Annotated in this window: 20 protein-coding genes; 8 read left to right on the top strand and 12 right to left on the bottom strand. The window is 63.0% G+C overall.

From position 1 onward, the window contains the following. Positions 1-65 precede the first annotated feature (65 nt). The 6 genes from DBP26_RS17820 to DBP26_RS17845 are packed head-to-tail and all read right to left on the bottom strand — an operon-like array spanning position 66 to position 5,507. A complete protein-coding gene (locus DBP26_RS17820) occupies positions 66-2,024 on the bottom strand; it encodes a response regulator (protein WP_108238837.1) in 1,959 nt (652 codons plus the stop codon). Then, positions 2,017-2,889 (bottom strand): ATP-binding protein, encoded by an 873-nt coding sequence (locus DBP26_RS17825; RefSeq protein ID WP_108238836.1) that lies wholly within the window; start codon positions 2,887-2,889, stop codon positions 2,017-2,019. The genes DBP26_RS17820 and DBP26_RS17825 overlap by 8 nt, the downstream gene beginning before the upstream one ends. Next, positions 2,876-3,889, bottom strand: a complete 1,014-nt coding sequence (locus DBP26_RS17830; RefSeq protein ID WP_108238901.1) for an ATP-binding SpoIIE family protein phosphatase — start codon at positions 3,887-3,889, stop codon at positions 2,876-2,878. The genes DBP26_RS17825 and DBP26_RS17830 overlap by 14 nt, the downstream gene beginning before the upstream one ends. After that, a complete protein-coding gene (locus DBP26_RS17835) occupies positions 3,886-4,290 on the bottom strand; it encodes an anti-sigma regulatory factor (RefSeq protein ID WP_108238835.1) in 405 nt (134 codons plus the stop codon). The genes DBP26_RS17830 and DBP26_RS17835 overlap by 4 nt, the downstream gene beginning before the upstream one ends. Continuing rightward, positions 4,287-4,649, bottom strand: a complete 363-nt coding sequence (locus tag DBP26_RS17840; protein ID WP_108238834.1) for an STAS domain-containing protein — start codon at positions 4,647-4,649, stop codon at positions 4,287-4,289. Before DBP26_RS17840 ends, DBP26_RS17835 begins: the two co-directional genes overlap by 4 nt. A gap of 3 nt (positions 4,650-4,652) precedes the next feature. Continuing rightward, the gene (locus DBP26_RS17845; RefSeq protein WP_108238833.1) at positions 4,653-5,507 is read right to left on the bottom strand and encodes an STAS domain-containing protein; all 855 of its coding nucleotides are present in this window, start codon (positions 5,505-5,507) and stop codon (positions 4,653-4,655) included. A gap of 297 nt (positions 5,508-5,804) precedes the next feature. Between DBP26_RS17845 and DBP26_RS17850 the strand changes: the two genes are divergently transcribed. Continuing rightward, positions 5,805-7,151 carry a cation:proton antiporter gene (locus DBP26_RS17850; protein WP_108238832.1) on the top strand — a complete coding sequence of 449 codons (1,347 nt, stop codon included), beginning with the start codon at positions 5,805-5,807 and terminating at the stop codon, positions 7,149-7,151. A 66-nt stretch (positions 7,152-7,217) separates the two neighbouring features. On the opposite strand, the gene DBP26_RS17855 is transcribed toward DBP26_RS17850, so the two are convergent. After that, entirely contained in the window at positions 7,218-8,471 is a 1,254-nt protein-coding gene (locus DBP26_RS17855; RefSeq protein WP_108238831.1) for an MFS transporter, read from the bottom strand. A gap of 239 nt (positions 8,472-8,710) precedes the next feature. On the opposite strand from DBP26_RS17855, the gene DBP26_RS17860 reads away from it, so the two are divergent. After that, on the top strand, positions 8,711-9,397 hold the full coding sequence (locus DBP26_RS17860; RefSeq protein ID WP_108238830.1) for an SDR family oxidoreductase: 687 nt from the start codon (positions 8,711-8,713) through the stop codon (positions 9,395-9,397). Positions 9,398-9,450: 53 nt separating this feature from the next. Here DBP26_RS17860 and DBP26_RS17865 read toward each other — a convergent pair whose 3' ends face one another. Then, positions 9,451-10,239 carry an OBAP family protein gene (locus tag DBP26_RS17865; RefSeq protein ID WP_108238829.1) on the bottom strand — a complete coding sequence of 263 codons (789 nt, stop codon included), beginning with the start codon at positions 10,237-10,239 and terminating at the stop codon, positions 9,451-9,453. After that, a complete protein-coding gene (locus tag DBP26_RS17870; protein ID WP_256600763.1) occupies positions 10,236-11,588 on the bottom strand; it encodes an APC family permease in 1,353 nt (450 codons plus the stop codon). Before DBP26_RS17870 ends, DBP26_RS17865 begins: the two co-directional genes overlap by 4 nt. Before the next feature lie 331 nt (positions 11,589-11,919). Between DBP26_RS17870 and DBP26_RS17875 the strand changes: the two genes are divergently transcribed. Next, on the top strand, positions 11,920-12,387 hold the full coding sequence (locus tag DBP26_RS17875; protein ID WP_108238827.1) for a hypothetical protein: 468 nt from the start codon (positions 11,920-11,922) through the stop codon (positions 12,385-12,387). Between the two features lie 8 nt (positions 12,388-12,395). On the opposite strand, the gene DBP26_RS17880 is transcribed toward DBP26_RS17875, so the two are convergent. Next, positions 12,396-13,292, bottom strand: a complete 897-nt coding sequence (locus tag DBP26_RS17880; protein WP_108238826.1) for a polyprenyl synthetase family protein — start codon at positions 13,290-13,292, stop codon at positions 12,396-12,398. 199 nt (positions 13,293-13,491) lie between these two features. Between DBP26_RS17880 and fni the strand changes: the two genes are divergently transcribed. The 5 genes from fni to DBP26_RS17905 are packed head-to-tail and all read left to right on the top strand — an operon-like array spanning position 13,492 to position 19,466. Then, positions 13,492-14,547, top strand: a complete 1,056-nt coding sequence (fni, locus tag DBP26_RS17885; protein ID WP_108238825.1) for a type 2 isopentenyl-diphosphate Delta-isomerase — start codon at positions 13,492-13,494, stop codon at positions 14,545-14,547. Next, on the top strand, positions 14,544-15,818 hold the full coding sequence (locus DBP26_RS17890) for a glycosyltransferase (RefSeq protein ID WP_108238824.1): 1,275 nt from the start codon (positions 14,544-14,546) through the stop codon (positions 15,816-15,818). The genes fni and DBP26_RS17890 overlap by 4 nt, the downstream gene beginning before the upstream one ends. Beyond that, a complete protein-coding gene (gene crtY, locus DBP26_RS17895) occupies positions 15,815-16,981 on the top strand; it encodes a lycopene beta-cyclase CrtY (protein WP_108238823.1) in 1,167 nt (388 codons plus the stop codon). The genes DBP26_RS17890 and crtY overlap by 4 nt, the downstream gene beginning before the upstream one ends. Further along, positions 16,978-18,468, top strand: coding sequence for a phytoene desaturase (locus tag DBP26_RS17900; RefSeq protein ID WP_108238822.1), 1,491 nt, complete (start codon positions 16,978-16,980; stop codon positions 18,466-18,468). Before crtY ends, DBP26_RS17900 begins: the two co-directional genes overlap by 4 nt. Then, a complete protein-coding gene (locus DBP26_RS17905) occupies positions 18,465-19,466 on the top strand; it encodes a phytoene/squalene synthase family protein (protein WP_146749646.1) in 1,002 nt (333 codons plus the stop codon). Before DBP26_RS17900 ends, DBP26_RS17905 begins: the two co-directional genes overlap by 4 nt. On the opposite strand, the gene DBP26_RS17910 is transcribed toward DBP26_RS17905, so the two are convergent. Both DBP26_RS17910 and DBP26_RS17915 read right to left on the bottom strand, forming a co-directional pair. Beyond that, positions 19,348-19,884 carry a sterol desaturase family protein gene (locus DBP26_RS17910; RefSeq protein ID WP_108238821.1) on the bottom strand — a complete coding sequence of 179 codons (537 nt, stop codon included), beginning with the start codon at positions 19,882-19,884 and terminating at the stop codon, positions 19,348-19,350. The two genes, DBP26_RS17905 and DBP26_RS17910, sit on opposite strands and share 119 nt — an antisense overlap. Positions 19,885-19,999: 115 nt before the next feature. Further along, complete coding sequence (locus DBP26_RS17915) at positions 20,000-20,779, bottom strand: EAL domain-containing protein (protein WP_108238820.1); 780 nt, start codon at positions 20,777-20,779, stop codon at positions 20,000-20,002. Positions 20,780-20,856: the final 77 nt, after the last annotated feature.

Genomic DNA, 20,856 nt, shown 5'->3' on the forward strand with positions numbered 1-20,856 from the left:
CTGCATGGAGGATGCGGTCGCGCGCCTTGGGCGTTGCCGAAGCTCAGTTGCAAAGACGTGAGCGTTTACCCAGCCTCAGCCGAGTTGGCGTTCAGCACGCTTTTCAACTTGCCCAGTAACTCGGGGATCTGGAAGGGCTTGGTGATCAGGTCCATTCGGTCGCCGAGAAAGGCCTGACGATTCAACGCGTTTTCGGCGTAACCGGTCATGAACAATACGGGTACGTCAGGACGCTGGTGTCTCATTGCATCGGCCAATTCGCGCCCGTTCATACGCGGCAGGCCGACGTCGGTCAGCAGCAGGTCGACGGAAGGGTCCCGGCCCAGGATATCCAGCGCCGTTTCGACATCCGCCGCCGCGCTGCACCGGTAGCCCGCATCGGTCAGCACCTCGGTCACGAACATACGCACCGAGTCAGTGTCTTCAACGACCAGAATGTGTTCGCCGGTGCCAGCCGAGGCGGGTTCCGCAGGAGGCTGCTCCGCGACGGATTGCTGCTCGGCGGCAGGCAGCATCAGCGTCACTTCGGTGCCCTGTGACAAGACGCTGCGCAGCCTGACATCCCCACCGGATTGTCGGGCGAAACCGTAGATGGTCGACAAGCCCAGCCCAGTGCCCTGACCGACAGGCTTTGTGGTGTAGAAGGGGTCGAACACTTTGTCGATTACAAGGGGATCGATACCCACGCCATCGTCCTTAACCGTCAGGGCGATGTAGGGGCCGTCGGCGAGTTGGAGATCTCCCCGCATACAGGTTTCGAATGTACTGATGCGAATGGTGCCGCCATCGGGCAGCGCATCCCGTGCATTGATGACGAGGTTGAGAATCGCACTTTCCAACTGACCGGTGTCGACCATCGCAATCGCGTTGCGTGAGGTCAGTTCCAGCGACAGGCTGATGCGCTCGCCAATGGTACGGCTCAGCAGGTCTTCCAGCGAGCGCACGCGCGCGTTGACGTCGCAAGGTTGGGCATCGAGCGGTTGCTGGCGGGCGAACGCCAACAGGCGAAGCGTGAGGCTCGCTGCACTTTTGGCCGATGACAGCGCGGCTTCGGCATAGGTGAGCAATTTCTGCGGCTGTGCATCCAGCGTGCGCTTCTTGATCAGTTCCAGGCCTGTGATGATGCCGGTCAGCAAGTTGTTGAAGTCATGCGCAATGCCGCCGGTCAACTTGCCGATGGCGTCCATCTTCTGTGCCTGCAGCAGCCGTTCTTCCGTTTTGGCGCGTTCGGCGACTTCAAGGGCCAGTTGATGATTGACCGTCTTGAGTGCTTGCTGATGGGACTGCTCGCGCAGGTGGTGCTCGGTCACGTCTTCAATGAACACCAGGCTCGCGCCGCTGGCGCGGTAAGGCGAAACGCGCCACTCCGTTTCGCGCAGGTCACCCCTGACCCAGAGGCTCAAGGTGCCTTGCCAGCGCTCGCCTGTGTTGATCGCTTCGCGCAGGCCTGTCAGTTGCAGCGCCTGCCCATCGCGGAACAGCGGTGTCATCGGCTGGCCGGGAGGTGAATCATCCAACAGACGGGCGAACGCCTGATTGCATTCGTGAACACTGAGGTCGCCGCCCATTACCGCGATCGGCGCGGCAACGTTGGCGAAGATTTCGCGGAAGCGGTCCTCGCTTTCGCGCAGCGCGCTTTCCGTGTCGCGCACCCTCAGCAAGGTGCGGATCGTGGCCAGCAACACGTCTGGGTCCACCGGGTGAACGAGGTAGGCATCGGCACCGGCTTCCAGGCCCGTGACGATGTCTCCGGACTGAATCGAAGCCGCCGAGACATGGACGACAGGCAGCAGCGCCGTGCGAGGCACCGAGCGCAGCAGGCGCACGATGTCGAAGCCGCTCATGTCCGGCAGGTTGACATCGAGGATCAGCGCGTCGGGCAGGTCGGCCGCGATCAGTGCCAACCCTTCCGATCCGGTCCCGACGTCGGCAACGGTGAAGCCGTGCCGTTCCATCCGACGGCGCAGGGCGTAGCGGGTCGCGACATTGTCGTCGACGATGAGCAGACGCGCGTTTCTATGCATTTGCCTGCTCCTGCGCCAACGCCAAGGGGATGATCACGTAAAACGTCGAACCCTGGCCAGGCTGGCTGGTCAGGCCCACGCGGCCGCCCAACAGCTCGGCAAAACGCTTGCACAGCGATAAGCCCAGGCCGGTGCCCCGTAACCGCTTCTGCAGCGGTGAGTCGACCTGAACGAAATCTTCGAACAAGGTTTCGTGAAGTTCTTCGGGAATGCCGATGCCGGTGTCGCTCACGGCGAAACGGACTTCACGGTCATTCTCCAGCCCGGCCGAGATGCGCACCTCGCCACGTTGGGTGAACTTGAGTGAGTTGGAAATGAAGTTGCGCAGTATCTGCGCCAGCTTCTTGTCGTCCGTGTACAGCTGCGGCAAGCCGGCGGGCTCTTCGAAAATCAGGTCGACGGCCGAGGTGTCGACGATGGGGCGGAACATGCCCCGCAGCGCCGAAAACAGATCCAGCATGTCGAACCAGGCGGGTGAGATGGAGATCCGGCCGGCTTCGATCTTGGCCAGGTCCAGCAGGTCGTTGACCATATCGCTCAGCTCCTGCGCGGAGGTGCTGATGTACGTGACCTGTTTGTGCTGCTCCGGGCTCAACGGGCCGTCCAGCTCATCGGTCAGCAGGCTGGCGATGCTCAGAATCGAGCCCAGCGGGGTGCGGAACTCATGGCTCATGTAAGACAGGAAGCGGCTTTTCAGGTCGGAAGCCTCACGCAGTTGTTCCGCCTGGTTGTCCAGTTCGGCATACAACGCCAGAACGCCCTGATTGGTCTCGTCCAGTTCGGCACGCAGCGCGTCCGCTTCGGCGCGCAAACGCACGACTTCGTCCGACGCCCCGCCTGTTTCTTGGGTGTCAGGTCCTGTCATGGGAGCTCTCCAGTGCGATGACCAGTACGGTCACGTCGTCCTTGCCCCGACAGTAGTCGCGGTGCAGCACGGCAGCGATGATGGCCGGGTGGCGAAACGTCAGGCCGGGGTAGTCGCGCAAATTCCAGCGTGACTGCAGGCCGTCGCTGTATAGGATCAGCAACTGTCCGGCACAGTCAGGATAGGCCACCGAGGCGACCCGTCGATATTGCAGGCCGACGATGCCCGGATGCGATGGCAGGCCCCGGGGCCTCTCGCTGCCGACCAGCAGGGCGCCGATGTTGCCGATGCCGTTGAAGCGCAACTGGCGGTGCTCACCGTCGTAATGAGCCACTGCCACGGCCCCGCCGCGGGTGCCACGCATGGCGTGGTGCATGTCGTCCAGCAGGCTGGCGGGTTCGTCGGTGGGGTGACGCAGGAAAGCGCTGGCGCCTGCCCGCGCCGCTTGTTCGGCCGCAGGACCATGGCCCAGGCCATCGATGACCAGCGCCACGCATTTCTCGTCACGAACGCAGACCGCCCAGAGGTCGCCGCAGACCGGGTCGTCGTGGAGCGAATGTTGACTGACGCCGTAGCGAAGGTCCTCGATGGCCGAGTTGCGGGGGTAAAAGCGCGCCAGCACGACCGAGCCTCGGGCGTCCGTGTGCACGTCGAATACCTGGGCCTGGCGCAGCGCGGCACCGAGCCCGATGCCCTGCGTGCCTCGAGTCGAAAAACCATCAGGCAGGCACCGCGCCGGATCGAAGCCCGGGCCACGGTCCACCGCGAGCACTTCGACCCCCTCAGAGGGGCCGGGCAGGACGCGCAGATGAATGGTGCCATGGACGGCATGCTTGAGAATGTTGCTGGCCAGCTCAGTCACCACCAGGCCGACCCGGCCGACGTCGACGGTGTCGAAGCCCTGGCTCTCGGCCAGCTTCTGCGCAGTTCGCCGTGCGTGTCCGATCTGACTGTCGTCTTCGATACGCAAGACCTGGGTCAGGCTTCCATTGAGCGTCAGGTCCATTTTCCGATCATCACTCGCGTGCCTTTGCCCGGCGCCGTGTCCAGTTCGAAATCGTCCACCAGGCGTTTTGCGCCGGTCAGGCCCAGGCCCAACCCCTTGCCCGATGACCAACCATCGGTCATCGCCATTTTGATGTCCGGAATGCCGGGCCCCTCGTCACGAAATGTCAGGCGCAGGCCGTTGCGGCCGGCGTCCTCGAGGACTTCCCAATCCATGGCGCCACCGCCGCCGTAGACGATGGTGTTGCGCGCGAGCTCCGACACGGCGGTGACCAGCTTGGTCTGGTCGATCAGGCGCATGCCGCTGTCCTGAGCCAGCTTGCGGACGAACTGGCGAGCCAGCACGACATCCTGTTCGATGCGAATCTCTTGGGTGCCGCTGCTCTGCACGGTCATTGGAGGTATGCCCGCTCGCGGAGCAAGGCCATGCCACGATCGACATTCAGCGCGGTGCTGACACCAGGCAGGGTCATGCCCAGTTCGACGAGAGTGATCGCCACTGCCGGTTGCATCCCTACCAGCACGGTCTCTGCATCCATGATGCGGGACAGCCCGGAAATCATGCCGATCATTCGGCCAATGAACGAATCCACCATGTCCAGCGCCGAAATGTCGATCAGCACGCCGCGCGCGGAGGTCTTGCTGATCCGTTCCGAGAGGTCATCCTGCAATGTCATCGCCAATTGGTCGTGCATGTCGACCTGAATGGTGACCAGCAGGAAGTCCCCCATTTGTAGAATCGGTGTCCGTTCCATGGGTTACACCGACGACTTGGCGACGGCCAGGCCCAGGCGACGCAAGGCCAGGCCGAGCGCATCGGCAAGGTTGGCCTTGGTCACCACGCCTTGCAAATCGAGCCCGAGGTGCACGATGGTCTGGGCGATCTGTGGGCGCACGCCACTGATGATGCAATCGGCACCCATCAGTCGGATCGCGGTCACGGTCTTGAGCAGGTGCTGCGCAACCAGGGTGTCCACGGTGGGCACGCCGGTAATGTCGATGATCGCGATCTGCGAGCCAGTGTCGACAATGCGCTGAAGCAACGATTCCATGACCATCTGGGTGCGCTGGGAATCGAGCGTGCCGATCATGGGCAGCGCCAGGACGCCATCCCACAGTTTGACCACTGGCGTTGAAAGCTCCAGCAGTTCTTCTTGCTGTCGTTTGATGACGGCCTCGCGGGATTTCTGGAAGGTGCGGATGGTGTGCAAGGCCAGCAAGTCCAGCAGTTGGGAGATTTCCCAGAGCTGCTCAGCCAGCACCTCGGGTTGGTCACGGTACTCCGCTTGCAGGATGGAGAACAGCGGGCCTTTCAAGGCAAAAATGAACTGAGCGGTCTGCTCGGAATCCTGTCCGGCCAGGGCTCTCTGACTGGAAAGCTTTTCCAGGAAAAGCCGGGTGTCGTTCCATTCGCTGGCGCTGATCGTTTGCGAAGCGCCACCTGTCAGCGCAGACACAACGAGTTGCAGGAATTCGGCGATTTGCTGACGTACGTCTTCCGCTTTGAGGTTACGCGTGGAGCCACTGGCCTCGAGCGCCGCCCACCAGTTTTCCGACAACTGCTGTTCGGAGCGGGCGATAGCGTTCAGGGTGTTTTGATGCAGTGCTGCCATGTAGATGACTCCTGGGGAGGCGGGAAGCCTTTTTAGTCATTGAGAGAGCTTGGCGTCGGCCATAGGTTCAATAAATCCGGATAACACGGGGATGTTCGGCTCACGCGATTCGACCTGCACTCTGCCGCCTTCAAGGTAAGGAAGCGACGCACCGAAATACGCCTCGCGAGGGATGATGTCAAGATAGCAGCTCACGCGGCAGGTGGCGTGACAGCCGTGTATCGATAATTCCTGCAACGATGCCACGCATCCGCCAGTCGAAAAGGGAATTCATTACTCGATCAGGTTCCATGACGGATGACCTTTATAGTCTGGTTTGCCATGCTCGGCGCTGTGCTGTTGCTGCTCGCGCTGTCCTCTTCCTACCTGCGCTGGATTCCGGTCACGTCTTCTGTCGTGTGCCTGTGCCTTGGCATGGGGCTTGGCACAACCGGCCTGGGCCTGTTGCGCCTCGATATCGGTCAGGCCAGCCATTGGATGGAGCACCTCACCGAAGTCGCGGTGTTGTTTTCGCTGTTTTTCACCGGACTGAAACTGCGCCTTCCTTTACAGAACCGCAGGTGGTGGGCCGCCAGTTGGCTCGCGGGGCCGGTCATGGTGATCTGTATCGGCGGCGTCAGCGTGCTGCTGCACATGGGCCTGGGCCTGGGGTGGGGCCTGTCGGTGCTGATCGGGGCCATGCTCGCGCCTACCGACCCTGTGCTGGCGACGCTGGTGCAGGTCATGGACGCGCAGGATTCCGACTCGGTGCGCTTCAGCCTCTCCGGCGAGGCCGGTCTGAATGACGGCGTGGCGTTCCCTTTCGTGCTGCTGGGCCTGCTGCTGCTGGGAAACCCACAAGGCGATTGGCTGAGCGACTGGCTGCTGCGGGACGTGCTGTGGTCGGTCTCGGCGGGGTTGCTGTGTGGCTATTGGCTGGGGCGCGGCTTGGGAAAACTCACCCTGTACCTGCGTCTGCAACATGACGACAGTACCGTATCACCCAATGATTATCTGGCGTTGGCATTGATCGCCATCGCCTACGTCCTGGCCGAGGCATTGCATGGCTATGGCTTCCTGGCAGTGTTCGCCGCAGGGGTGGGGTTGCGTCAGACCGAAGTGCAGACGTCGTCCGACCCTCAGGAACCCGCTGCCGAGCACTTGGTGCAGCCGGTGGTCGGCCACCAACATCTGGCCCCCGAACATGCGGTCAAGGGCGACATCGGGTCGCTCGGTACGTCGCAGGTCGCCGCCGGGATCATGTTAGGTGACATGCTGGCGTTCGGCAGCCTGGTCGAACGTGCGCTGGAGGTGTTTCTGGTGACCCTGCTCGGCGTCGTGGTGCTGGAGCACTGGGACATCCGGGCGCTGTGGGTGGCGGCCGCGTTGTTTCTGTTTCTGCGACCGGTCAGCAGCGTCTTGATGCCTTCCCAAGGGGTGTTGAATCTCCGGCAGAGAAGTCTGCTCGGCTGGTTTGGCATCAGGGGCGTGGGCAGCCTCTACTATCTGTTCTATTCGCTCAATCATGGGCTGGGCGCAGGCGATGCGGCGCTGGGCACGAACCTGGTGCTGTCCGTGGTGGCCTTGAGTATCGTGATCCACGGCATCAGCGTGCAGCCTTTGCTGAATCGCTATGAGGCCTGGAAAAACTGGCGTCGAGAGTGAAGCGCAGGGCTGTCTGACGCGCTCGGCCCCTTCAAAGCGAATCCGAGGGGCCGGGGCACGTCGTCATCAATGATGGCTGATGACGGCACGTTGATCGTCAGCACCGCCGGCCAGGTGGTTACTGACGTGGCGGCCCAGCACCAGCACGGTCACCAGGCCACAGCCGACCAGCGCCGTGGCCAGGCTCATCAGCACCGAACTGCCCATCTGATCGACGATCTGGCCGCCGAAGAATGAACCCACTGCGATGATCACTTGAAACATGGCGACGAACAGGGGCATGCCGCGTTCGACGTCCTGCGGCGCGACCACGAACATCCAGATGCTGGCGCACGCTGGGAAGGCGCCAAAGGCGAAGCCCCAGAGCGCAATCAGCATCGCTGCCCCCGTCAGCTGAGTGGCGAAGTACGGGAACAGGACGGTGCTGATGCCGATCATCAGGCCCACCAGCAGCAACGTATGGCGCACACTGCGATTGGCGGCGAAGCCTGCGAACAGATTGCCGAACACCCCAGCCACCCCGTAGAGCAGCAGCAACGAGCCAATGGTGGGCCCATCGAACCCGGCGTTGTGCTTGAAGAACGGCGCGACGTAGGTGTAGGCAGCGAAATGCGCCAGGCCGATCAGCAATACGGCGATCAACCCCACGCGCGCTTGCGGATTGATGAACAGCGCGGGCAGGTCGCTGATGCGAATGGCCTTGTCGGGGTTGAGGCGTGGCAACAGGAAGAGCTGCGCCAACAACACTGGTATGCCCACCAGCGCGGTCACCAGAAAGGTCATGCGCCAGCCCATCAGCTCACTCAGCCAGGTGCCGACTGGCACTCCCAGCACCGTGGCGAGGGTCACGCCGACCATGATGATCGAGGTCGCCTGCGCGACGCTGACGCCCCGCGGTGCCAATCGCCCGCTCAGGGCAATGGCCGTCGCCCAGAACCCGCCAATGCTGATACCCAGCAGCACGCGCCCGAACAACAGCAGGTTGAAATCGCTGGCCCAAGACACTGTCAGGTTGGCGACGATCATGATCAGCGTCAGGCCGATCAGCAGAAAACGCCTGTCCAGTGCCCCGATGCCCACTGACAACAGGGGCGCGGCGAGGGCGGCCATGATGCCGGGCAGGGTCACCATCAAACCGGCATGGCCGGCGCTGATGCCCAGATCCCGGGCCACATCGTTGAGTACCCCGACAGGAAGAAATTCACTGGTCACCAGCGCAAAGGCGCCGACGGCCACGGAAAGGATGGCTAACCACTGCTGTTTGACGTTTTGTTGATCATGTTCGGGACGGCCTTGGGAGGCCTGGCTGGCGCTTGGCATGGGCATGGTTCCAAGTGGGAGATGTGGCCTGAAAGCAGGCACTGAAGCGGGGAGACGAACTGGCGAGGATTGTAGGTTTCAGCCTGCCGCGCGCCACAGGCGAGCGGTTCGATAATACTTATCAATGAGAGTGATAAGACGCGCTTATTCGTGTGGTCCGAGCCCTGTAGCGCTTGAGCCTTGAAGGGGCGAGCGGGCTTTCGCTCGGCAGCGGTGGTCTGCCGAGCGATCCACCCTGCATGAGGCACGCATGCCACCGGGGCCTCGGCCTGGCATTCGCCAAAGCCGCTCACGCCTTGGGCGCTTCGAAAGTCTACGCGGGGATGCGCAATACGGAGGGCTTTGACGTCCCCGGTCTGACCCCCGTCAGACTGGACGTGACCGACGATGCGTCGGTCCGGGCTGCCGCTGCGATGTGCCAAGACGTCACCCTGGTGGTGAACAACGCCGGCATCGTCAGTTTGATGAACGGCCCGCTCGATCAGAACATGGACGAACTGTCGCGCACGCTGATGGAGACCAACTACTTCGGGATCATTCGGGTGTCGCAGGCGTTTGCCCCTGTGCTCGCCGCGAATGGCGGGGGCGCATTCATCAATGTGCTATCCGACGCGACCTGGCTGAGCGTTCCGATGCTGGCGGCGTACGCGGCGTCGAAATCCGCAGCATGGAGCGTGACCAACGCGTTGCGCCTGCAGTTGAAGAGCCAGGGGACGCAGGTCGTCGCGCTGCATGTGGGCTTCCTCGACACGGATATGACCAAGGGGTTCGACATGCCCAAGTCGAGTCCTGATCTGGTCGCCAGGAAAGTCTATGCCGGGTTGGAAGCCGGGGCCTTGGAGGTCCTGGCCGATGAGGGCACCGTACAGGTCAAATCGACACTGTCCAGTTCCGAGCTGGTGTATTTCGATCCGCCCTCGTTTTGATCGCCGACTCGGGTGCACGTCAGGGCGCCTGTGCTGGCGCCTCTCTGTCCGTTCTAAGGGGCCTGCGTGCGCCCCGCGTGCGACGTGCCGGTCGGGTCATTGATCTGAATCACGTTGCCCTGACGCCAGGCATCTGCGCCCGGGAGCGGTTCAGGGGCCGTGATGTCTGACCGTGCGGCCCGCTTGGCATCACTGCTGACGCCAAACCGGCGATCCCGTTCGCGGACCATGCGCGGATCGGCCTGACCATCGGCGACGAAGCCCATCATCAATTGCGGCATGCCCAGCGGAAGGGTCTTGTCCTGATCGGTATGCCAGGTGTGCCAGGTTTTGCCGTAGGTGCTCGCCAACTTTTCCATCAGCGCATGTTCGGCAGGTTCGGGAATACCCGGCGCGATCAACTGCCCTGATGTCACTTCATGCCGGTGGCTGTGCCAGAGCGCCTTTTCCCCCTCGGGCAATCGGGCGAAAAGCGCGGCACTGACGATGTACTCCACCCCCATCAGCTTCGCGTCTTGGGTGTTGCCATCGAAGATGACGCATTGGATCACGTCGTCATTGAGCACCGAACAGTAGTGGTGCGCCTCCATCTGCGCCTGTTGGTGGCCATTGTAGAAATGGAAGCCGTCCAGATAGGCATTCAGTCGATCGATCGGCGGTCGGCTTTGCAACAGGTGCGCGCCTGTGTCGAGGGCCTGGATCGTGGGGGCGGTGGGCTTGCCGGGAGCGTCCACGGGGGAAGGCGACGTGTGAGATCCGCACGCCGCCAGCGAAGCGAAGCCCAGGCTCAGGTATGCCAGTTTGAAGCGGGAAGGGCCGTGCGTGGCATGACGAAGGTTCATGATGTTTTCTCGTGGGCCGGTTCAATGTCGGTAGGGACCACGGGTTTCACGCCGCCCGCCCGTGCTGCCGCGTGCAGCCCCACGCCGACCAGGATCAGGGCCCCGGCGCGCAGCCATGTGCCCATGCTCTGTTGGCTCAACAGCAGCAGGCAGGACACGATGCCCAGCACAGGCATCCAGGTCGGCACTCTGAAGTGGGGCGTCTGCACCTTGTCCTTGCGCAAGACCAAGACCGCCAGATTGGTACTGATGAACACGAAAAGCAGCAACAGCACTACCGTTTGCGCCAGCGTCTGCAGGGAGCCTGTCAGTGTCAGCGCCACCGCAACCACCGACGTGGCGAGAATCGCCATGCCCGGGGTGCGGCGCTGCGGGAAGACCTGCGTCAGTGCGCGTGGAAGCAATCCCTGGCGCGCCATTCCGTAAGCCAGTCGGCTCGACATGATCATCGTCAGCAACGCGCCGTTGGCCACGGCCACCAACGCGATGAACGCGAACAGGCGTGGGGAGACGCCCAGGCCCGAGGCTTTGACCACTTCGAGCAGCGGGGCGGACGAGGTCAGCAACCGCTCCACAGGCATCACCGACGCAGCGGCTATGGCGACCCCCATGTAAACGGCGCCTGCGAGCAAGAGCGCGCCGAACAGTGCGCGAGGATAGGTCCTGCGCACGTCGCGGATTTCCTCCGCGAGGTTGGCGGATGTCTCGAAGCCGACAAACGAATAGAACGCCAGCAACGCGGCGCTCAGCACCGCCAGCGCAGGGTTGACCCCCGGTTTGAAGGACAACGCCCGTGAAAGATCAGCCTCACCCGTGCGGAAAAACCAGAGGGCCGCCACCATCACGATCAGCAGCCCCGACACCTCGATCAGGGTCATCACCAGATTGGCCGACAGGGATTCCTTGATTCCTTGGGCATTGAGCAGTGCGATAAGCCCCAGAAACACCAGGGCCGCAACGGGCGGCGAAACCTGCACGAATGCCGAAAGGTAGTCCCCGGCGAACGCCAACGACAGGCCCGCTGCGCTGGTGACGCCTGCGGCCAGCATGCAGAAACCTACCAGAAAGGCGATCAGCGGTGAGTTGAACGCTTTGCCCGCGAACACCGCTGAAGCGCCTGCATGGGGGTATTTGGTCACCAGTTCGGCGTAGGAGCCGGCCGTCAGTAAGGCAAAACACAGCGCAATCAGGAGGGGAACCCAGATCGCCCCGCCCACTTCGCCGGCGATGGTGCCCGCCAGGGCATAGACGCCGGCTCCGAGCACATCGCCGAGGATGAACAGTAGCAGCATGGGACCTGTGACGGCGCGCTTGAGCGTTGGCCGGGATGAGGGGGGTGTCATTGGCATGCGGTGCTCCCTGCTTGAGTGGCATGAACCGGCAACGGCGAACGCCATTACCTGACTTCATGGCTATCAGGAAGATCGTGTCTACATGGGAAGATTCCGGCATTTTTCAAAACCGGCGCCCAACGTGCAGGGCGACAGCGCAGATCCGAAGTCGATTGTAGGAGCGCGCTTGCCCGCGACAGCGGCGTGTCAGACAACCCTGTTCTGACTCAGCAATCGCGATCGCGGGAAAGCCAAGGAACCACCGACAGGCACCTACTCGATCCGGGCGGGCCAAAAGGTCTTCGCTGCCTTAAGATGGAGGTCCTTTTGGCTATCCAGGGTCTTTACGATGCGCCGACTTGTTCTCGTGGCAGGGGCTTTCCTGTGTTTCAGCGCGTTGGCCGACAACGCTCATCAGCCCGTCCGGAAATGGACATTGCTGGATCAGAACGACAAGGCCTACACCCTCGATGACGAGGCTCAGGTGCTGCTGGTCGCGCGCAGCATGGCAGCGGCGAAAATGGTCAACGCGGCGATCGAGGACGCGCCCGCAGGCTATCTGGAGTCGCGCCACGTGATCTATGTCGCGGACATCGAAAAAATGCCGTCAGTCATCAAGCTGGTGGCCGTGCCTGCGATGCGCTCGGCCAACTACCGGATTCTGCTGGATCGCGACGGCCGGGTCGCCAGTGAGTACAACGGGGATCGGGAGTCGGTCCAATGGCTGGCGCTCAAGGGCGGCGCAGTGGTGCAGGAGAAGCGGTTCACTGATGGCGCGGCGCTCAAGCAGGCCATCGCCGAGCGCCCCCAGCCCTGAACGGTTGATCAAAACCGCTTCTTGAACACCATGGCCATGAAGCCCTCGATCATATGGGCGTCATTGAACACCTGGCGCAGGTGGGTTTCGGCGTTGGTCAGGTGAAGGTGCAACTGGGCCTTGACCTTTTCCTCGCCGTAGACCGAGACGAAGGTCGACTTGCCGAGGTCTTTGCCCGAGTCCTTGCCGGTGTCGCTGCAGCCATCGCACAGATCGTCATACATCTGGAATGCCTGACCCAGTTCCATCGCAAAGTTCTGCAGCGGGGCACGGGCGTTTTCGGCGCCGTGGCTGATCAACCAGGCCATGTCGACGATGGCACCGAACAGCACACCGGTCTTGAGGTCGTTGGTCATGGCGATGTCTTCCGCACTCCGGCTGTGCTGCCCGTCGCGCAGGTCGAGGAACTGGCCGCGCACCAACCCTTGCATGCCCACTGCGTTCGCAGCCAGCTCGACCAGTTGAGTCCGGATCGTCGGCGCCAGGTCGGCGATCGACGCGATGACGCCGAACGCGCGGCTTAACAGCGCCACCGCGGTCAGAATCGCCACGTCCTCGCCGAATTTCAGGTGCACCGTTGGCTTGCCACGCCGCAAAGACGCGTTGTCCATGCACGGCATGTCGTCCAGCACCAGTGAAGCCGCGTGAATCAGCTCGACCGCGCAACCCAGATCCAGCGCCGCCGTCCCTTCATGGCCAAGCCCCTGTGCAATGAGCATCAGCAGCACCGGGCGCATCCGCTTGCCGGGCGCGAGCGCCGAATCACGCATCGCCAGCGCCACCAGATCGCGTTCGTTGCCACTCTCTGGGAGCAATTCATCGAGACGCTGCTCGATGGCGGCGCGCACCACAGAAAGACGCTCGGTGAAGCCGAGGTCGAGGATGGCAGCGGAGTCCGTACTCATCGGGGTATCTTCCTTTACTGTCGCGACTGGAACGGTTGCGTAGACCTGTCACGCTACAAGTCGGGGAACGACTTCGCAACGCAGGTGCCTCAGTTGAGCCAATCTTGTACAAAACGTGTACTGTCGAGGCGTTTGTATAAGTTTTCTCATGAAATGACCACGCCGTATACGAAATGATTCCAGCCAGTCGGGGCTTGTAATGAGCAATAGCGATTTGAGTAGACGCAAGGATGACCACTTGAACATCGTGCTCGACCGACGCGCGGGTCCTCGTGGCCGGGGCACCGGGCTCGATGCGCTGCAATTCGAACACTGTGCCTTGCCCGAGTTGAACCTCGACGCGATCGATCTGAGCAGCGCGTTGGTGGGGAAAACGCTGCGCGCACCGCTGTTGATCAGTTCGATGACCGGGGGCGCCGAGCGTGCAACGGCCATCAACCGGCATCTGGCCGGGGCCGCTCAGGAGCTGGGCATCGCCATGGGGGTGGGCTCGCAACGCGTCGGGCTGAGAAGTGGCAATGACCAGGGGCTGACGAGCGAACTCCGTCGGCTGGCGCCCGACATTCCCTTGCTTGGCAACATCGGCGCGGCGCAATTGCTGGAGCGTGACGGCCTGGACCTGGCGCGCCGAGCAGTGGACAGCCTGCATGCCGATGCCTTGATCATCCACCTGAACCCTTTGCAGGAAGCCGTGCAGGCCGAAGGCGACCGAAACTGGAGCGGGGTGCTGGAGGCGATTGCACGCACGGTCCAGACGCTGGGCGTGCCAGTGGTCGTCAAGGAGGTAGGAGCCGGGCTCTCCGCGCCGGTAGCGGTGGCGCTGGCCGATGCGGGCGTGCAGGTGATCGATGTGGCCGGCCTGGGGGGCACCAGTTGGGCGGCGGTCGAAGCCGCTCGGGCGGTACGGGCCGAAGACCGGCGAGTGGCTGAAGCGTTCAGCGGTTGGGGCATCCCCACCGCCATCAGTCTGCAGAGTGTCCGCCGCGCATTGCCCCAGATGCCCCTGATCGCCTCGGGCGGGATTCGCAACGGCGTCGACGCGGCCAAAGCGATCTGCCTGGGCGCCGATGTCATCGGTCAGGCGGCGGGTGTGTTGCGCGAAGCTACGCTGTCCACGCCTGCGGTCATCGAGCATTTCCGCATCGTCATTCGGCAGCTTCGGATTGCGTGTTTTTGTACCGGTTCGGCCAATCTCGCGGCGTTACGCCGCGCGCGTCTGCTGCCAGCCGACCCGACACTGTCGCTGTTCCCATGAGCCACTTCGGCGTCGTAGCGCCCGCTTTCTACAGCCATTCCCAGGCGCTGCAGGCGCTTGCCTCGGCGTTGATCGACCGCGGTCACCGTGTCACCTTTTTCCAACCGGCCGACGCACGGCGTTGGCTGGCTGACCCGCGTATAGGGTTTCATGCGTTGGGCGCCGTCAGTCATCCACCCGGTAGCCTTGACGCTGTGTTGCGGCGGGCGGCGACCTCCAATAACCCGCTGCGCTTGCGCGGCGTGATCCGGGATTTATGCCGGACCACTCGGATGCTGTGCCACGAGCTGCCAACGGCGCTCGCGCACGCGGGGGTCGACGCGTTGCTGTGCGATCAGATGGAGGCCGCTGGCGGTTTGGTCGCCGAGGCCATAGGAATGCCGTTCGTGTCGGTGGCCTGTGCATTGCCGGTCAACCGCGAGCCCGACATCCCATTGCCTGTGATGCCGTTCGCCTACGGCCAGGATGAGCGCAGCCGTCGCCTGTATGTCGCCAGCCAGCGCGTTTACGATGGCCTGATGTGGCCCTTGCGCGGGGTCATTCGCCAAGCCTGCCAACAACTCGCCATCGCCCCCCGCGACGGTCTTCACCAATGCCTGTCGCCTTACGCCCAGATTAGCCAGACGATCACCGGGTTCGACCTTCCTCGCCAGCAGTTGCCTTCGACCTTTCACGCCGTCGGGCCCTTGCGCAGTTCCGATGCACCGGCGCAGGGGCAATGGGCGATCGATCCGCAGCGCCCCTTCGTGTTCGCCAGCCTGGGGACGTTGCAGGGTGGCCGAATGGGGATGTTCCAGCAGATCGCCAAAGCCTGCGCCCGGCTCGGGGCTCAACTGTTGATCGCGCACTGCGGCGGCCTTGGAACGGCTCAAGAAGAGCGGCTACGGCGCAGCGGTGCGACGTGGGTCACCGATTTTGCTCCTCAGCAATGGGCCTTGGAACACGCCGATATCGCGATCACCCATGGCGGGCTCAATACCGTGATGGATGCGGTCAAGGCCTGTACGCCGGTGCTGGTGATGCCCATCGGCTTCGACCAGCCGGGCGTGGCCGCGCGGGTCATCCACGCGGGCATAGGTTTGCGCCTCAGTCGCCGGGCTCGAGCGGGCTCGATTCACACCGCGCTCACCCACTTGTTGCAGCACCCCAAAGAGGCGTTGCATCGGCTGGCGTCAGAGCTGGATCGGGCAGGGGGGACTTCACGGGCTGCCGACATCGTCGAAGCCGTGGTGCGGACCGGCAAGCCTGTGCCTGTGGAGGCCATTCCATGACCTACGACCTGATCCTGGCGGGTGGAGGACTGGCCAACGGGCTGATCGCCTGGCGCTTGAAACACGTGCGTCCCGAATGGCGAGTGCTGTGCATCGAGGCGCAGCCGCGCATCGGCGGCAACCACACCTGGTCGTTTCACGACGGCGACCTGAACCCGGCCCAACACCGCTGGATCGCTCCGCTGGTGGTGCAGCGCTGGCCGTGTTACGACGTCCATTTTCCCGGTCGATCCCGGCGCCTGTCTTCGGGCTACGCCAGCATTGATTCCGAGCGCTTTGCCGACGTCATTGGGGCCGCGTTGGGGGATGACTTGCGCACGGGCGTGGCGATCACTCGGCTCAGCCCGACTTCCGTGTCGCTGGCCAATGGAGAGTCTCTGCAGGCCCGCGCGGTCATCGACGGACGCGGCGTTCAGGCCAGTCCTCAGATGGTGTTGGGTCGTCAGGCGTTCCTGGGGCAGTTGCTGCAGTTGCACGCGCCCCATGGCCTGGAGGCGCCGATCATCATGGATGCCCGAGTGCCCCAGGGCCAGGGGTATCGATTCGTCTATGTCCTGCCGTTCAGTGCCGATACGGTGCTGGTGGAAGATACGCACTATGTGGATCGCCAGGCATTGTCCGCCGAACAGTTGCGCAGCCACATCGCCGAGTATGTGGAGGCTCGGGGCTGGGCTGTCGCGGCTTGCCTGCGTGAGGAGCATGGGGTGCTGCCGATCACTTTGGCCGGTGATTTCTCTCGGTTCTGGAGCGACACCCAGGGCCAGCCGTTATCGGGTCTGCGCGCAGGCCTGTTCCACTGCACCACCGGTTACTCGTTGCCCCATGCCGTACGCCTGGCCGATTGGATCGCCGAACAGCGCCAGCTTGACGCCAGGATCCTGGCCAAGGGCATACGGACTCATGCCGCTCGGGTCTGGCACCGCCAACGCTTCTATCGCTTGCTCAACCGCATGCTGTTTCTGGCGGGGCGGCCCGATCACCGTTGGAAGGTGATGCAGCGTTTCTATGGGCTTCCCGAGGGCCTGATCCAACGTTTCTATGCCGAACAAAGCAGCCTCGCCGACAAGCTGCGGATTGTCTCCGGCAAGCCACCTGTGCCAGTTGACGAGGCGCTTCGCGCGATGTTCCGTTACCACCCCAGACAGTACGAGAATCGAGAATGACCGAGGCAAAAAAAGCCATTGTGATTGGCGCCGGATTCGGAGGGCTGGCCTTGGCGATCCGCCTGCAGGCGGCGGGGGTGCAGACGACGCTGCTGGAAAAGCGCGACAAGCCCGGCGGGCGCGCCTATGTCTACCAGGATCAGGGCTTTACCTTCGACGCGGGCCCTACGGTGATCACCGACCCGACGGCCATCGAAGAATTGTTCACCGCAGCCGGTCGAACGATGGCCGACTACGTCGAACTGCTGCCTGTCGCGCCGTTCTATCAGCTGCGCTGGGAGGACGGATCAAGCTTCGATTACGCCAATGACCAGGCCGCACTCGATCGGCAAATCGCCCAGTTCAACTCGAGGGACGTTGCAGGTTATCAGCGCTTTCTCGCCTATTCCAAAGCCGTGTTCCGCGAAGGGTACCTCAAGCTGGGCAGCGTCCCGTTCCTGTCGTTCCGCGACATGCTGGCCGCCGGGCCGCAACTGGCGCGGCTTCAGGCGTGGCGCAGCGTGTACGCCAAGGTCTCGGCCTTCATCGAGGATGACAAGCTGCGCCAGGCGTTTTCGTTTCACTCCCTGCTGGTGGGTGGCAATCCGTTCGCCACGTCGTCCATCTACACCCTGATTCATGCCCTGGAGCGAGAGTGGGGCGTCTGGTTTCCGAGGGGCGGCACCGGGGCGCTGGTCAACGCGCTGGTCCGCCTGTTCGAGGACATCGGTGGGCGCATCGAACTCAACGCTGACGTGGCCCGCATCGACACCGTCGGCAACCGCGCCACCGGGGTACACCTGGCGGATGGCCGACAGTTCGCCGCCGACTGTGTCGCCTCCAATGCAGACGTGGTCCACACCTACGCCACCTTGCTCGGTGGGCACGCCCGCGGCGAGAAGGAAAGTGCCCGGCTCAAGCGCAAGCGGTTCAGTAACTCACTGTTCGTCATCCACTTCGGCCTCAAGCGCCCGCAGCCTCAATTGCAGCACCATACCGTCTGCTTCGGGCCACGCTATCAAGCGCTGATCCAGGACATTTTCAACGGGCAGGCGCTGGCCGAAGATTTTTCGCTGTACCTTCACGCGCCCTGTGTGACGGACCCCAGCCTTGCTCCGCCAGGCTGCTCGAGCCATTACGTGCTGTCGCCGGTACCCCACCTGGGCAATGCCCCCATCGACTGGACGATCGAAGGCCCGCGCTACCGTGACCGGATTTTCGATTACCTGGAGAAACACTACATGCCCGGACTGCGGGAGGATCTGGTCACGTGTCGGATCTTCACGCCGGCGGACTTCGAGAGTGAGCTGAATGCGCACCTCGGGTCGGCATTTTCCCTCGAACCGATCCTCACCCAGAGCGCCTGGTTCCGGCCGCACAATCGCGATGCGGCGCTGGGCAACGTCTACCTGGTCGGCGCAGGCACGCATCCCGGCGCGGGGGTGCCGGGGGTCGTGGGGTCCGCCAAGGCCACTGCCGGTCTCATGCTGGAGGACTTGCACCCATGATAGCTGCCGAAAATGACGACCAAGCCCTGCTCGATCATGCGACCCGAAGCATTGCCGTCGGCTCGAAAAGCTTCGCCGCCGCGTCGCGCCTGTTCGACCCCGCCACCCGGCGTAGCGCAGTCATGCTCTATGCCTGGTGTCGGCATTGCGACGACGTGATCGACGGCCAGGAGGCAGGGCACCTGGCCGCGCCTGTGGAGCAGGAAGAGGTCAACGCGCGACTGGCGGCACTGGTGGCCCAGACCCAGGCGGTGTACGCCGGGCTGCCCGTCCACAGTCAAGCATTCGCCGCGTTCCGCGAGGTGGTGCGCCGCCATGGCATTCGCGAGACCTATGCGTTGGAGCACCTGGCCGGGTTCGCCATGGACGTTCAGCAGCGGCGCTACGAGCGCATCGAAGACACGCTCGACTACTGCTATCACGTGGCCGGCGTTGTCGGGCTGATGATGGCGCAGGTCATGGGCGTCCGCGATGAACGTACTCTGGATCGCGCCTGCGACCTGGGGATGGGCTTTCAACTGACCAACATCGCTCGCGACATCATTGAAGATGCGAGCGTTGGCCGCTGTTACCTGCCTGACGACTGGTTGCGTGAACTGTCGATTCCCGAGCAGCACCTTGCCGAACCCCAGTACCGACCGGCGCTGGCCGTGCTGGCCCGCCGCCTGGTGGACTTGGCCGAGCCTTTTTACGCCAGTGCCCAGGCCGGTCTGACGGCCTTGCCGTGGCGCTCGGCCTGGGCAGTGGCGACGGCCAGCGGGGTGTACCGGGAGATTGGTGTCAAGGTGAAGGAGCGGGGCAGCCGGGCGTGGGATACCCGCGTATCGACGTCGAAGCCTGACAAGCTCCGGCTGGTCGTGACCGGGCTTTGGCGCGCCGTCAGTTCCCGAGGCCGTCGCTGGCCTGACCGCCCTGCTGACGGTTGGCAGCGTCCTCGTCACGCTTTTCCAGCGCCCCCCCATGCAAACGCCGCAGTTGAGCCCGAAGCGATGAAATAGAAGGTGCATACAGGAAACCGAACGATACGCACCGCTCCTTGCCCGCCACGGCATGGTGCATCAGATGCGCCTGGTAGAGGCGTTTCAAATAACCGCTGCGCGGCACGTGGCGCAAGGGCCAGCGCTTGTGCACCAGCCCGTCGTGGGCCAAAAAGTACAGAAACCCATAGGCCGTCATGCCGGCGCCGATCCATTCCAGCGGGTGCACGCCCTGGTTGCCCATTGCGATGAGGAGGATGGCGAAAGCGGCGAACACCACCGCATACAGGTCATTCTTCTCGAACCACCCCGTTCTGGGCTCATGGTGGGAGCGGTGCCATCCCCAGCCCCAGCCATGCATGATGTATTTATGGGCGACGAAGGCAAATCCTTCCATGCCGATCAGCGTGGTCAGAAACACCAGCGTATTCACCATCATTCTCGTCACCCCTGTGCAGTCAGCTGTTGTGACCCTGTTTCGTCAGTAAACGTTCTCGATGCCTGCGACGCGGGGCATGACGTTTCGCGACACTGCCTTGCAGAGGTGCAGGGCTTTATTGGGCCAGCATCTTCGGCAACGCGCCCACCTGTGGCCTGGCGAACAAGTAGCCTTGCATGAGGTTGACGCCCAGGACCAGCAGCGAATCGCGTTCTTCAGCGGTTTCGATACCTTCGGCGACCACCGTGATGTTCAGCCTTCTCGAGACGAGCACGATGCCCTCCACAATGGCTTTGCGCACCGGGTCGGAGTCGATGTTCCGGGTCAACGCCATGTCGATTTTCAACACATTGGGCTGAAACATCGCCAGGAAGTTGAGGCCCGAATAGCCCGATCCGAAATCGTCGATGGCAGTGGTAAATCCCTGCCGCTCGTACTCATTGAAGATGGCTTTCAAATGCTCGGGGTCGTCCACCCGCTCGCCTTCGGTCACCTCGAACATCAGGCGCTCGGTTGGAAAGTTGAAGGCGCGTGCGGCTTCCAGCGTGGCGCGAATGCAGGTTTCGGCCCGGTAGACGGCATTGGGCAGAAAGTTGATGCTGAGCTTGCAGTCCGCAAGCGCGGGCAAACCCAATTGAGCCGCGAGTTCGATCGCCTTGACCCGGCAAGCCTGATCGAAGCGATACCGGTTATCGTCATTGACCTGGGCCAGGATGCTCATTGCCGATTCGCCGTTGATGCCCCGCACCAGCGCCTCATAGGCCCACGGCTGCGCGGTGCGTACGTCGAAGATAGGCTGAAAGGCCATCGTGAAGTTGAAACCCAGGTCACTCAGATTCCGGCATTCAGCGCAGCTGATCGAGGTGAAACTGCGTTGCGGTTTGTGATCACTCATAAGTCGTCCTGGTAGCCCCACCATGCACGACATGCTCATGGCCAAGTGCAACCATTTTACAGGGAAATGGGAGCCTG

It is taken from the genome of Pseudomonas sp. RIT409, assembly GCF_003052515.2.
Taxonomy (GTDB): domain Bacteria; phylum Pseudomonadota; class Gammaproteobacteria; order Pseudomonadales; family Pseudomonadaceae; genus Aquipseudomonas.